This is a genomic window from Microcystis sp. LE19-195.1E, from assembly GCF_027532095.1.
In the GTDB taxonomy this organism is placed as follows: domain Bacteria; phylum Cyanobacteriota; class Cyanobacteriia; order Cyanobacteriales; family Microcystaceae; genus Microcystis; species Microcystis aeruginosa.
Genome location: NZ_JAPZSZ010000102.1, coordinates 1 through 11,596, shown reverse-complemented (window position 1 = coordinate 11,596; position 11,596 = coordinate 1). Strand labels below are relative to the sequence as shown.

At 42.3% G+C, this 11,596-nt stretch carries 14 protein-coding genes and 1 pseudogene; 5 read left to right on the top strand and 10 right to left on the bottom strand.

Annotated elements, in window-relative coordinates:
• Nucleotides 1-276: 276 nt before the first annotated feature.
• The 6 genes from O9300_RS06305 to dapB form a co-directional block, all read right to left on the bottom strand.
• On the bottom strand, nucleotides 277-777 hold the full coding sequence (locus tag O9300_RS06305) for a ribonuclease toxin HepT-like protein (RefSeq protein ID WP_002767902.1): 501 nt from the start codon (nucleotides 775-777) through the stop codon (nucleotides 277-279).
• On the bottom strand, nucleotides 755-1,126 hold the full coding sequence (locus O9300_RS06300) for a nucleotidyltransferase family protein (RefSeq protein ID WP_002767900.1): 372 nt from the start codon (nucleotides 1,124-1,126) through the stop codon (nucleotides 755-757). The genes O9300_RS06305 and O9300_RS06300 overlap by 23 nt, the downstream gene beginning before the upstream one ends.
• A gap of 5 nt (nucleotides 1,127-1,131) precedes the next feature.
• Complete coding sequence (locus tag O9300_RS06295) at nucleotides 1,132-1,371, bottom strand: ribonuclease toxin HepT-like protein (RefSeq protein ID WP_353851546.1); 240 nt, start codon at nucleotides 1,369-1,371, stop codon at nucleotides 1,132-1,134.
• Nucleotides 1,304-1,627, bottom strand: a complete 324-nt coding sequence (locus O9300_RS06290) for a ribonuclease toxin HepT-like protein (protein WP_242034740.1) — start codon at nucleotides 1,625-1,627, stop codon at nucleotides 1,304-1,306. Before O9300_RS06290 ends, O9300_RS06295 begins: the two co-directional genes overlap by 68 nt.
• Nucleotides 1,609-1,962: a nucleotidyltransferase family protein gene (locus O9300_RS06285; protein ID WP_287970685.1), complete on the bottom strand. Its 354-nt coding sequence runs from the start codon at nucleotides 1,960-1,962 to the stop codon at nucleotides 1,609-1,611. The genes O9300_RS06290 and O9300_RS06285 overlap by 19 nt, the downstream gene beginning before the upstream one ends.
• A 189-nt stretch (nucleotides 1,963-2,151) precedes the next feature.
• Nucleotides 2,152-2,982, bottom strand: a complete 831-nt coding sequence (gene dapB / locus O9300_RS06280) for a 4-hydroxy-tetrahydrodipicolinate reductase (protein ID WP_287970682.1) — start codon at nucleotides 2,980-2,982, stop codon at nucleotides 2,152-2,154.
• A gap of 462 nt (nucleotides 2,983-3,444) precedes the next feature.
• Between dapB and O9300_RS19640 the strand changes: the two are divergent.
• A pseudogene (locus O9300_RS19640) lies at nucleotides 3,445-3,591 on the top strand (IS982 family transposase); the annotation flags it as partial.
• Nucleotides 3,592-3,751: 160 nt separating this feature from the next.
• On the opposite strand, the gene O9300_RS06275 reads toward O9300_RS19640, so the two are convergent.
• Both O9300_RS06275 and crtE read right to left on the bottom strand, forming a co-directional pair.
• Nucleotides 3,752-4,204 carry a divergent PAP2 family protein gene (locus tag O9300_RS06275; RefSeq protein ID WP_002733310.1) on the bottom strand — a complete coding sequence of 151 codons (453 nt, stop codon included), beginning with the start codon at nucleotides 4,202-4,204 and terminating at the stop codon, nucleotides 3,752-3,754.
• A 17-nt stretch (nucleotides 4,205-4,221) separates the two neighbouring features.
• Nucleotides 4,222-5,151, bottom strand: coding sequence for a geranylgeranyl diphosphate synthase CrtE (crtE, locus tag O9300_RS06270; protein ID WP_190723295.1), 930 nt, complete (start codon nucleotides 5,149-5,151; stop codon nucleotides 4,222-4,224).
• 410 nt (nucleotides 5,152-5,561) lie between these two features.
• Between crtE and O9300_RS06265 the strand changes: the two genes are divergently transcribed.
• The 4 genes from O9300_RS06265 to O9300_RS06250 all read left to right on the top strand — a co-directional run bounded on the left by O9300_RS06265 (nucleotide 5,562) and on the right by O9300_RS06250 (nucleotide 8,596).
• Nucleotides 5,562-6,959 (top strand): serine/threonine protein kinase, encoded by a 1,398-nt coding sequence (locus tag O9300_RS06265; protein WP_287970679.1) that lies wholly within the window; start codon nucleotides 5,562-5,564, stop codon nucleotides 6,957-6,959.
• A gap of 253 nt (nucleotides 6,960-7,212) precedes the next feature.
• Entirely contained in the window at nucleotides 7,213-7,788 is a 576-nt protein-coding gene (def, locus tag O9300_RS06260) for a peptide deformylase (protein WP_002748816.1), read from the top strand.
• A 31-nt stretch (nucleotides 7,789-7,819) separates the two neighbouring features.
• The gene (locus O9300_RS06255; protein ID WP_002731987.1) at nucleotides 7,820-8,017 is read left to right on the top strand and encodes a hypothetical protein; all 198 of its coding nucleotides are present in this window, start codon (nucleotides 7,820-7,822) and stop codon (nucleotides 8,015-8,017) included.
• A 261-nt stretch (nucleotides 8,018-8,278) separates the two neighbouring features.
• On the top strand, nucleotides 8,279-8,596 hold the full coding sequence (locus O9300_RS06250; RefSeq protein WP_002768334.1) for a 2Fe-2S iron-sulfur cluster-binding protein: 318 nt from the start codon (nucleotides 8,279-8,281) through the stop codon (nucleotides 8,594-8,596).
• 81 nt (nucleotides 8,597-8,677) lie between these two features.
• Here the strand turns inward: O9300_RS06250 and pyrG are convergent, their stop codons facing one another.
• Complete coding sequence (gene pyrG / locus O9300_RS06245) at nucleotides 8,678-10,318, bottom strand: glutamine hydrolyzing CTP synthase (RefSeq protein WP_079210066.1); 1,641 nt, start codon at nucleotides 10,316-10,318, stop codon at nucleotides 8,678-8,680.
• Between the two features lie 162 nt (nucleotides 10,319-10,480).
• The coding region (locus O9300_RS06240; protein ID WP_287970676.1) for an RNA-guided endonuclease InsQ/TnpB family protein at nucleotides 10,481-11,596 on the bottom strand (1,116 nt) is incomplete at its 5' end.

The following is an 11,596-nucleotide window of genomic DNA, read 5'->3' as shown; positions in this document are numbered from 1 at the left end:
AGGGCTTGCGGTGTCAGTCTGTAGAGCGACCATAAGACCAGAACAGAGTAAATCTGTTAAGGCAGGTGCGGAACCCCGCAAGGGAAAGAAGCAGAAACCTAAATCGTGAGGTTTGGGAATCGCCGTCCGTTTTACGGCGGCGAGGATGTCAAGAATAGGCTAAGACGCATTTTAACCGCCTATCCTTAGATTAGCTAAATCTCCCCCCGACGTCGGGTAGGTTTGGGGGGGTGTTGCCTCTTGCCCCATCTCAACAAGCAATCTTGTCTTTGAGGTTTAATTAAGACTGTCTGCTGTGGTTTTTAACCAAAGGATAAAACTATTAATATCTTCTTGGACTTGTAGCCATGTATTATAATAGTTATTAACCAGATTTTCTAGTTTTTGTTTTTCCAATTCAAAACCGTAGATATTGCGAACAACGTGCCGAAAGCTTAGGTATTCATTAAGTTTATGCACGGTATCTTCTCGTAATACAGCAGGACGATAATCTTGAGGTTTGCTCATACGATTTAATAGCCTTCTATGCCAGTCATAACTAGATGGTAAGCCACCATTTAACTCAGAAGCGATAATTTGAAAAATTCGTTCACATCCTGTATAGAAGTTATGGAGTTTTAGGGCTAAACTTTCGGCACAAATATCGGCTAGTGCCGGGTTGGTTAGCATTTCCGCTTGAACTAAACGCATTTGGCTTTCTAGCCGATTTAATCTATTAACTTCAGTGGCAATATCAAGGGCGATTTCTTGTAATTCACTGGCACTCATCGGACGCATAAAGACATTCTCCTGTTTGCAAAACTCTTTTAAGAAAATGAGGTTCTAAGTCTTCTATAGGCTTTAAATCAATCCAGCGAGCGCTAATTAAATTAACTTTTCCTAAAGCTTGAAAAAAACTTTCTGGGGGTATGCCAGCCACGGCTAGATCAATATCAGAGGTTTCCTGAAATTTACCTTTAACTAGAGAACCAAACAGGATAATTTTTGTAATTGGGAAATTTTTTTTTAGATAATCAATAACTGGCGGAAGATTTTTCCTTGCCTCTTGAGCTAATTTTTGATTATATTCCTGCTGTTCTTTTTGGCGTTTTTGCCAGTATTCAAGATAGGGATTATTGACCGACATAATAATTATAATAGCGAGTATTTAGCTTGACTTTCTGCCCATTGTTCAAAGAAAATTTGAATATCTTTTTCTAAGTTTCTGTAGATTTTTCTTGCCCTGTCTAAATTAACTTTCAATTGCTCATAATCAATATTTGTGCCGTAGGCATGACGAAAAAAGTGCCGAAATCCTCGCAAACTATTTAACAAAGCGGCGGTTTCTGAAGAAATAAAAGCAGGACGAATTCCGGGGATAGGGACAGTCATTCTGTCTGTTTAATAAGGCTGTATGCCATTGCCGAGTATCGGCAATATGATTTTCAAAACAGGTAGCCACTATTTTAAGTAAATCCTCAGTGGCACTGTATAAATTATGGATTTGATAGGCAATGCTTTCTAGGCGAATGACATCATCGGGATTAACACCTTCGGCTCTAACAGCAACTTTACCATCGATGGCTTTGATTAACTGTAATTGAGCATTTATATCAGCTTTCAACAGGATTAGTTGTCGGTTGTCCATAAAATTCCTTCTTCCCGAATGCGGTGGGCAAAATGACAGTTTTTCAGCAGAATAATATCTACCTCTCTCCCCAGATAATAGGAAAGAATACTAAGAGCATCAAAGTGCAATTCGGGATTGATATTTTCGACGGCAATATCCACATCAGAACCGGGGTGAAATTTATAGGGACGAGTTAGGGAGCCAAAGATATAAGCTCGATTAATTCCGTATTTTACAGCATTTTCAGGAAGCCATTGTTGAGTTTTTGCCAGCAGGGTTTGTCTTTCCTGTTCTCCTTGAATATCTTTTTCTTTGAGGATTTTATCGAGTTCTGGGGTAGGAAAAGCGCTCATGGGCTTATTTTACCATTGAGTTTAGGTAAGTGGTTCTAATTAAATAGAAGATAGATTTTGCCTTCGATCCCCCCTACTACCTTGATCGGGGGGGTGCCGAACTGTTTGGTACTTTATTGATGACGACAATGCCCAATTAGCAAAGGTTTGAGCTATCACCACTACAATAAAATCACTACCTATCTTGATTTAGAGGATTTTTTCTAAACCGTAGACGAGGGATTGCAGCTGAGTAACTTTACGGATAGAGAGGAGAACCCCCGGCATATAACAGGAGCGATCGCTGGTATCATGACGAAGGGTATAGATTTCCCCGGGGGAACCGAAAATGACTTCTTGGTGGGCAATTAAACCGGGTAGACGCACGCTATGAATACGGATGTTCTCAGCAGTTAAACCGCCTCTAGCGCCGGGGATAGTTTCTTTTTCGGAAACTTGGGCAGGATTAAAGGTTTTACCTAATTCTGCCAGTAATTCGGCGGTTTTGAGCGCCGTTCCACTGGGTGCGTCTGCTTTTTGATTGTGATGCAGTTCGATAATTTCCAGATGATCAAAGTAGCGGGATGCTTGCAGGGCAGCCTGTTGTAGTAAAACCATGCCAATGGAAAAATTGGGGATAACTAAACAGCCGGTGCTGGCTTTTTCGGCAAATTCGGCTAAATCTTGCAGTTGTGCCGCCGATAATCCCGTAGTTCCCACCACGGGACGCACTCCATAGGCGATCGCACTGCGGGTATTATCATAAACACCGTCGGGATGGGTAAAATCCACCATCACCCCTTGCACTTTTTCCTGAGTTGCCAGGACTAAAACACTCTGCAAATCGTCGAGAATCGGCACTTCTAGGGGTTCACAACCAGCCACTTCCCCCACATCTTGACCTCGAAAAGCTGGATTTCGATCCACTGCACCCACTAAGATCATATCGTCGGCACGAGCAACGGCTTTAATGACTTCCCGTCCCATTTTACCGGCTGCACCGTTGACAACTACAGGAATCGGTCCTCTATTTTCGGTCATGGTTAATTATTCTCCTTATATATAACCTGAGTTCGGGATAAGAAAAGGGAGAAGTGATATGCTGAAAAACAGAAAACCATTCAGCCACCTTGCCCTAGGGTTAGTATAGATGCTTTATTCTGTCCTGTCGATGATTTTTGCCAATAATTTGCACCTCAATGCTCAAAAAGCTTACTTGCTTATGGACTGAAGACTCGACAACGAAAAATAAGCTTATGTCTGGGGGAAATTATGACGATTTTAATCGCTTTTCATACGGCGGATTCAGGCTCAGTCTGGTACATCTTCTAAGTGGAAAGGCTTATCCAATAATACTAAATCCGGTTATTAAAAACTGATTATTTATTCTCCCCTTTGCATGAGTGCCTCTTGCATGAATGCCTCTCCTCATAACTAGCCTATACTCAACGGATTTAGTATAAGGAGTTGTCTGTGCCAGATGGATAGAGAAACCGCCGTAGTAATCATTACAGAAACTTCAAATCCTCTTATTTAGACCATGTAGCTGAATACTGGAGCGATGCTTGTGCCAATTTACCCAGTTATCAGCACTTTGTTGAGTGGATTCCTGTAACTTTGATTCCTTTTTGCCTCTATCTCAAACATTGCTGCTGATGCGTTTCAAATTTGAATTGGCCTACCAAGATTGGCCATCTCAAAACTTTGAAAACCGCAAAAGCCCTCAATTTTTAGGGATTGTAACATGAGTGATTACCCCGGATTTTCAGTTATTAAATCTAGTTTATCTCAACCCCAGAAAACACCTCAATTAATGACAGAGCAGCACCATGGCGATACCGATACCTAAGCTTAAACCGACCAGCACTTGAAAAGGAGTATGACCAATTAATTCCTTTAAACGTTCCTCGTTAAATTCCTTGCCCTCCTGGAACATTTCATCGATAATTTGATTGAGAATCCGGGCCTGTTTTCCCGCTGCCTGACGCACTCCAGCCGCATCATACATAACAATAACCGCAAAAAGCGCCGCAATCGCAAATTCGGGACTAGACCAACCCATCTGTAATCCTACCCCAGTAGCCAAGGCCCCCACCAGCGCCGAGTGAGCGCTAGGCATTCCTCCCGACGAGACTAGATAGCGCAGACTCACCTTACCATCGCGGATTAACTCAATCAGCGCTTTTAGTCCCTGGGCAGTGAAACAAGCTAAAAGAGAGACTAGCAGTATTTGATTGTGTAACACCTGCTCGAAGTCCTGCATAATCTCATTCGTTTAATTTAATTTTTACGATTAACAATATACTCGGCGATGGCCCGTAAAGGTTCAGCGGCCTCATCGTAGCCACTCAATTCACCGATGGCACTATCTATTAACTGTTGAGCTTGCTGGCGGGACTCTTCTATCCCCCAGAGACTAGGATAGGTGGCTTTTTGTGCCTGTAGATCCTTACCGGCGGTTTTGCCCAATTCCTCCTTTGTCGCCGTGATATCGAGAACATCATCGATAATTTGGAAAGCCAAGCCAATATTTTGAGCGTAACGGGCTAATTTAGCTATATCTTCCGCTTTTGCCCCCGCTAAAACTGCCCCCGACACCACAGAAGTCTCCAACAGGGATCCGGTTTTCTGAGTATGGATAAAACCGAGAGTTTCCGCCGAAATATCGGGTTTTCCTGCGGATTCCAAGTCTAAAACCTGACCCCCCACCAAACCCGCTGCCCCGACCGTGCGACCTAAACGGGCAATTACCTCTAAAATCTGTAGGGGAGGTACATTACGAGTCTGGGTAGCCACATACTCGAAAGCGTAGGCCAGGAGACCATCCCCGGCTAAAATAGCGATATCTTCGCCAAAAACCTTATGGTTGGTTAATTTCCCACGTCGGTAATCATCGTTATCCATGGCGGGTAAATCGTCATGAATTAATGACATAGTGTGAATCATTTCCAGGGCGCAAGCGGTGGGTAAAGCCATCTCTAGGGAACCCCCCATCAATTCACAGGTAGCCAGACATAAAATCGGCCGCAGACGTTTGCCACCGGCGAGGAGAGAATAGCGCATCGCCTCGTAGATTTTGGCAGGATTGCCGATAACTAAAGAGCTATCTAAAGCTGACTCGACAATTAACCGCTTTTCCTCCAGATAGGAAGCCAGAGAAAAGCTCTCGTTTTTCCTCACTTCTACTCCTCGTTCGCCCCTAGTAACCATGTCTTTTTGTCTTGAACCGACTGCTTTTAAAACTATATCAGGAAACTCCACCTCGATCGGAATTAAACTGGCTGCTCCCTTGTACACTAAGCTGTTGACTATCTAAATTACTCCTTCAGACTGCATGGCAGCACCGGAGTTGACAGCCTGAACGTTTGTACTAAAATTTCCCAGACGGAGATGGGCCAATTTTCTTTTCTGATGCCTATTTTCTCTTTTAACCTGAAAAAATACATCCCTCAGCCCAGTCCAGGAATTGGCGAAAAACGGGCGATATAATTGAATTTCACCGCAGTTATCCTGGGAGATGCTAAAGTTTTGATGATTCGGTCAAACTTCCGTTTTCTTAGCTTGCAGTTTAGAAATTTCTCGATTAGCCTAGAATTAGGATTATCCTAGGAATATATTGTATGCTGCCAGGGCAAATTTTAGGCGATCGATATCAAATTCAAAGTCAGTTAGGTAAACAAACCGGAAGACGCACTTTTCTCGCCCAAGATATAAAAACGGGCGCTACTGTTGTTGTCAAATTATTAATCTTTAGTACCGATTTTGAATGGACAGATTTAAAACTTTTTGAACGGGAGGCCGAAACTCTTAAACATCTAGATTGTCGCTCGATTCCCGAATATATCGACTATTTTGAAGTTCGCACCGATACCTATCAAGGTTTCGCCCTTGTTCAGAGTTATATCGAGGCGAAATCTCTCAAGGAACAGGTAGAAACCGGTCGCAAATTTACTGAAGCAGACCTACAAGAATTAGCTAAATCTATCCTAGGTATTTTAATTTATCTCCATGGACTTAACCCGCCAATTATCCACCGGGATTTGAAACCTAGTAATATCTTATTAAAAGATCGATCGGGCCATAGTATCGGCAATGTCTATTTAATTGATTTTGGTTCTGTCCAGACTGTTGCCCAACAGGAACAGGCCACTTTAACTATCGTCGGAACCTACGGTTATATGCCCCCCGAACAATTCGGTGGTCGCACCGTTGCCGCTTCTGATTTATACAGTTTAGGAGCGACTTTAATCTATCTAGCTACAGGCATTCATCCCGCCGATTTACCCCAAAAAGATGGCAAAATTCAATTAAATAATTTAGCCAATTTAAGCCCTGCTTTTGTTCATTGGTTGGGGCAGTTAATTGAACCTAGTATCGAGAAAAGGTTTATTTCAGCACAGGCAGCAAATCAAGCTTTAAATACTCTCCACGAAATTCAATTAACTTCCTCGAACCTTGAAAAACCCGCAGGGAGTCGGGTACAGTTGCAAAAAAGCGAGGAGAAAATTAAAATATCTTTACCTCCCGAAGGTTTTACCCCTAAATTAATTTATCTTGGAACCTTTGCTATCGCTTGGAACGCTTTTTTATTAGTATGGACAGGAGGAGCAGTTTCCATTCCTCTGTGGATAAGTTGGTTTTTTCTGCTCTTTTCCTTGCCTTTTTGGTATGTGGGTTTAGGAATGCTTTACCAGATTATTTATTGTCTCAAAGGGGAGGAAATTATCACTATTGATAGTCAAGAAATTGTGGCCATTCAGCGAATTTGGGGTTTGACACTTCCGGGCAAAAAGAAAATGGCACGGCAACATATTAATAAACTGGTGAAAGCTGATAGTTATCATAGCAAAGATGGTGATGGCGATCGAGTTTATGTGCCGATGGCTTTAACTATTTGGGCGGGGACTAAAGAATATACTATTAGCAGTAAGACAAAAGAATATCTGAGTAACCCCGAAATTGAATGGTTAGCAGCGGAATTAAGCCAATGGTTAGGAATGCCAATTACTAATAAGTAGCCAGTTACAATCAGCTTTTTTCTCCCTTCTCCCCACTCCCCCACTGATTACTGTTTACTGCTTACTGATAACTGAAAAATCTCCCCACTCCCCACTTTCCACCTCCCACTCCCCACTTCCTGATATAGACGAACTGTCTGTGATCAGTGTAAAATTTTATGAAGAGTCTCGGCTTTTTTCTCCCTTTTCCGGAGAAATGCCCCAGAGCCAGTGACTAAGATCAAAATTGTGCATCCCATCGATAATTAAGTTTATGAGCGCCACTATTACCGTAGAAAAACGCAAATTAGAAAAACCCCCTTTAGAACTGCATTATCTCGGCGATCGAGTCCTGCGTCAACCGGCCAAGCGGATTGCTAAAGTCGATGACAGCATCCGCCAATTAGCCAGAGAAATGCTGCAAACTATGTATAGTTCCAATGGTATCGGTTTAGCGGCTCCGCAAGTGGCAGTCAATAAACAATTGATTGTCATCGATTGTGAACACGATAAACCGGAAAATCCGCCCCTAATTCTGATTAATCCCCAAATTATCGGTTATAGTCGGGAATTGTGCAAAGCGGAAGAGGGTTGTTTGAGTATTCCCGATGTGTTTTTAGATGTCATCCGTCCCCAAGCGATCGAAGTGAGTTATAAAGATGAACAGGGGAAACCGCGAAAACTGCAAGCTAACGGTTTACTAGCGCGGGTAATTCAACACGAAATGGACCATCTTAATGGTGTCATGTTCGTGGACAGAGTAGATAACGATTTGGCACTCAATGAAGAATTAAAAAAACACGGTTTTTCCGTGCAAGCGGTGAAACCGGTCGAGAAAGTGACAAAATAAAGGCATTAGTTAATTTAGGTGAGGAGTGAAGATGACCCCGAAAAGCGGCGTTTTATTGTTATTATCCTGTATTGCAGCGATCGCTGGTGTGGGTTGTGTCTTTGAAATTAGTTCGGGAGAACCGGATTTAGGCAATACCACCACTGGCTTAATTCTAGCGGCAAGTGTGCCACTAACAGCCCTATTTTTTTGGGCGGCGGTTAAAGACACGAGAGCCAATTACAAATAGAATAACTTCCCCTCGGTTATCGAAAAATTTGCATAATTTTCATGAGCAAAAGAGAGAAGTAAATTCTCTCTTTGGTTCGTTTTAACTACAGGGCAAATTGCCAGAAAAAGTTACTACTTTTGATGATTTTATCATCTTTCATGACAATCAATTATCTGCCGACCGGTGAAAATCTGATTAGGTAAAGATTTCCCCCCTCTCTCCTCTATCCGCAATCTAGAATGATAAAATAGGTGAAGTTCAAAGCATCATTCATTAGCTATGACCACAACCTACAAAGTAGAAATTTCTCATTTAGGAACAACACAAACGATCGAAGTTAGGGAAGATCAAACTATACTACAAGCGGCCTACGATGCGGGGATTGACTTACCCAGTTCTTGCAATGCGGGCGTATGTACTACCTGCGCCGCTCAACTTTCCCAGGGTAGCGTCGAACAAGGTGAGGGCATGGGATTATCCCCCGACCTGCAAAAAGAAGGCTATGCTTTGTTATGTGTGGCCTATCCTCGCTCGGATATTAAACTGGAATCTGGCAAGGAAGAAGTAGTTTATCAACGTCAATTCGGGAAACCCTAGGCCAAACTGGGGTTAAGATGACAAATTTTCGGGGGTTTCCCCCCAAAAAACCAGATTTAGAGCCAATAGAACCAGCAAACCCTAACTAATAGCTGAATGCTGACTACTAAGGGAGAACTTTTGCTCTCTACCTTTGAGGGCCGCTTTCATGAAACCAGAAAAGAGAGGATGAGCTTTATTGGGACGAGAGCGAAATTCGGGGTGAAATTGGGTAGCAATAAAGAAAGGATGTTTTGGTAGTTCGATAATTTCCACCAAACGACCATCAGGAGAAGTGCCACTCACCAGATAACCAGTCTCAAAAAAGAGACTACGATAGGCATTATTGAACTCGTAACGGTGACGATGGCGCTCATAGATAACCTCTTGACCGTAGAGGGAGAAAGCCAGACTATCGGGATTTAAACGGCAGGGATAGAGACCTAAGCGCATTGTTCCCCCTAAATCCACCACATCTGCCTGTTCTGGCAGTAAATTAATCACTGGATTCGGTGTATCCTCTTCAAATTCGGAACTATTGGCCCTTTCTAATCGGGCCACATTGCGACCCCATTCGATAATCGAACACTGCATCCCTAAACAGAGACCCAAGAAAGGAATATTATTGACCCTAGCATACTCGATCGCCTTAATTTTGCCATCCACACCCCTAATACCAAAACCACCGGGTACAACAATACCGTCAACACCGCTTAAATGAGCTTCGGCCGAATCGTTATCCACATCTTCAGCACTTACCCAACGCAATTCTATCTCGCTATCAAGGGCAATAGCAGCGTGTTTCAAGGCCTCTACCACCGAGAGATAAGCATCCCCCAACTGCACATATTTACCAACGATAGCTATCTCTAATTTTTGACTAGGGGATTGCATCTGTCGGATGAGATTTTCCCACTCCTCCAGATGGGGGTATCGGGGACCCAGGTTTAATAATTCTAGGGTTTGTTGCGCTAATCCCTCTTTTTCCAGATTAAGAGGCACTTCGTAGATACTGCTGGCATCCTGAGCAGTAATCACCGATTCCACCGGCACATCACAGAAAGCTGAGAGTTTTTCTTTTAACCCCGGTTGTAGGGGTAGATGACAACGACAGACTAACACATCCGGTTGAATGCCGATCGATCTTAATTCCTTGACCGAGTGTTGCGTCGGTTTAGTTTTCATCTCCTTAGCGGCCGGAATCCAAGGAATTAGGGTAACGTGCATATAAACCACGTTATTTCGACCTACATCCTTCCTAAATTGCCTAATTGCTTCTAAAAAAGGCAAAGATTCGATATCTCCCACCGTACCACCAATTTCTGTGATGACAATATCGGGGTTGGTATCTTTGGCCACCCGGAGAATCCTTTCCTTGATTTCGTTGGTAATATGGGGAATTACCTGCACGGTTCCCCCCATATAAGCACCACGGCGCTCTTTATTCAATACCGCTTGATAAATCGAGCCAGTAGTCACGCTATTGAGACGGGAGAGTTCCGTATCGGTAAAACGTTCGTAGTGGCCAAGGTCGAGGTCGGTTTCGGCCCCATCATCGGTGACAAATACCTCTCCGTGTTGAAAAGGACTCATCGTACCCGGATCCACGTTGATATAGGGGTCTAATTTCAGAATTGAGACGGAATAATCCCGACTTTTCAACAATCTTCCCAAACTAGCGGCGACAATTCCTTTCCCAATACTGGAGACAACTCCCCCGGTGACAAAGACAAATTTACTCATAAAATTCTTCCTGCGATCGATTATACCTAGCAAGGGGTGAGAGTTTTCGGGATGGGGCGGTGTCATTTTCCCAGATTTCATTATAACCGGAGGATCTATACCGCTCAACTAAACTTACTCAAACTTACTTAAAAGCCTGAAAGCTTAGTCATTCGTAGTGGGTCAAGCACGGAGCGGATTAAACGGCAAACCCTTTATTCCCTGGTCAATGACATCAGGAATTACTTTTCTAATGATGTTAAATGACCCATTGACATCGGCATTTAACAACTGATTTGTTCCCATTTTATAAAGTCCCCTAGCTAACCTTTTTCCCTTAAATAATGGTTTTTCTTCCCCATATTTAGGTAACTCATCCCTATCTAAAGCACTGGATTGTGAGGTATAGGATTCTTCAGTTATTATGACTTTTATTCCTTTTAATTGAGCTTTGTAAGTTAACATTTCTATTAATCTATAATGGGGAATATTAACAAATTGTTGATTATTCCTTTTTCCTAGATTAAGAGATTGTTTTATCCGCTCATTATGCCCAATTATTAATGTCCCTATTTGATGAATAATACACCAATCTATTACTCTTTTACTGGCTGTGTGTAGATAATTTTCTACTCGACAGTTTCGTTTATGGGTTAGCAGTATCAATCTCTTAGATGAGTGTTGATTATTTTGGGGTTTCAGTTGAGATTGTAAACGGGAACGTTGTTTGTTGTAGAAGGTGTTAATTGCTTTTAATGGTCTGCCATTTACCAAAAGAGGTGCTACACCTGTTTGATTTGTAGTTACAGCCATTAAGTTATTAACTCCTAAATCTATCCCAGCTATCTCTTGTTTATCTGTGGTTTCCGAACGTCTTTCATAGACTATTTCAATTACATAACAGCTACTTTTGGGGACAATTCTCACCTCAATTATTTCTCTTCGGGAAGTGGTAATTTTTAAGTCGCTCATAGACAAGTGACAAATTCCTTCTTTTAGAGGTTTTTTATAAATTGATTCCTGAGAATATATTAGCAAGTTTCTTCCTTTGGTTTTCTCCTTATACTTAATAATTTTAGGTTTTCCTAAAAATTTTTCAGGGTGTTTTTTCCAAGCTCTAAAAGCGGCAAAATAACTAACCCAAGCCTGATCTAATCTTCTGATTATCTGCTTGCTCACTTTCGTGGGTAAAGCTAAATAATCTGAGGTTTTAGATACCAGATGATAGAGTTGATTAAAACTCAGTTTTTGGGAGTTTTCAAAGAAATATTGGCGATAATGGTAGTTAGCTAGATTGAA

Bases quoted from the DNA above. Each gene is read 5' to 3' on its own strand.
- O9300_RS06300 (WP_002767900.1), bottom strand. From the start codon at position 1,126: ATGTCGGTCAATAATCCCTATCTTGAATACTGGCAAAAACGCCAAAAA.
- O9300_RS06275 (WP_002733310.1), bottom strand. From the start codon at position 4,204: ATGCAGGACTTCGAGCAGGTGTTACACAATCAAATACTGCTAGTCTCT.
- O9300_RS06290 (WP_242034740.1), bottom strand. From the start codon at position 1,627: ATGGACAACCGACAACTAATCCTGTTGAAAGCTGATATAAATGCTCAA.
- O9300_RS06255 (WP_002731987.1), top strand. From the start codon at position 7,820: ATGACCCCGAAAAGCGGCGTTTTATTGTTATTATCCTGTATTGCAGCG.
- O9300_RS06285 (WP_287970685.1), bottom strand. From the start codon at position 1,962: ATGAGCGCTTTTCCTACCCCAGAACTCGATAAAATCCTCAAAGAAAAA.
- O9300_RS06265 (WP_287970679.1), top strand. From the start codon at position 5,562: ATGCTGCCAGGGCAAATTTTAGGCGATCGATATCAAATTCAAAGTCAG.
- crtE (WP_190723295.1), bottom strand. From the start codon at position 5,151: ATGGTTACTAGGGGCGAACGAGGAGTAGAAGTGAGGAAAAACGAGAGC.
- O9300_RS06250 (WP_002768334.1), top strand. From the start codon at position 8,279: ATGACCACAACCTACAAAGTAGAAATTTCTCATTTAGGAACAACACAA.
- O9300_RS06305 (WP_002767902.1), bottom strand. From the start codon at position 777: ATGCGTCCGATGAGTGCCAGTGAATTACAAGAAATCGCCCTTGATATT.
- dapB (WP_287970682.1), bottom strand. From the start codon at position 2,982: ATGACCGAAAATAGAGGACCGATTCCTGTAGTTGTCAACGGTGCAGCC.
- def (WP_002748816.1), top strand. From the start codon at position 7,213: ATGAGCGCCACTATTACCGTAGAAAAACGCAAATTAGAAAAACCCCCT.
- pyrG (WP_079210066.1), bottom strand. From the start codon at position 10,318: ATGAGTAAATTTGTCTTTGTCACCGGGGGAGTTGTCTCCAGTATTGGG.
- O9300_RS06295 (WP_353851546.1), bottom strand. From the start codon at position 1,371: ATGACTGTCCCTATCCCCGGAATTCGTCCTGCTTTTATTTCTTCAGAA.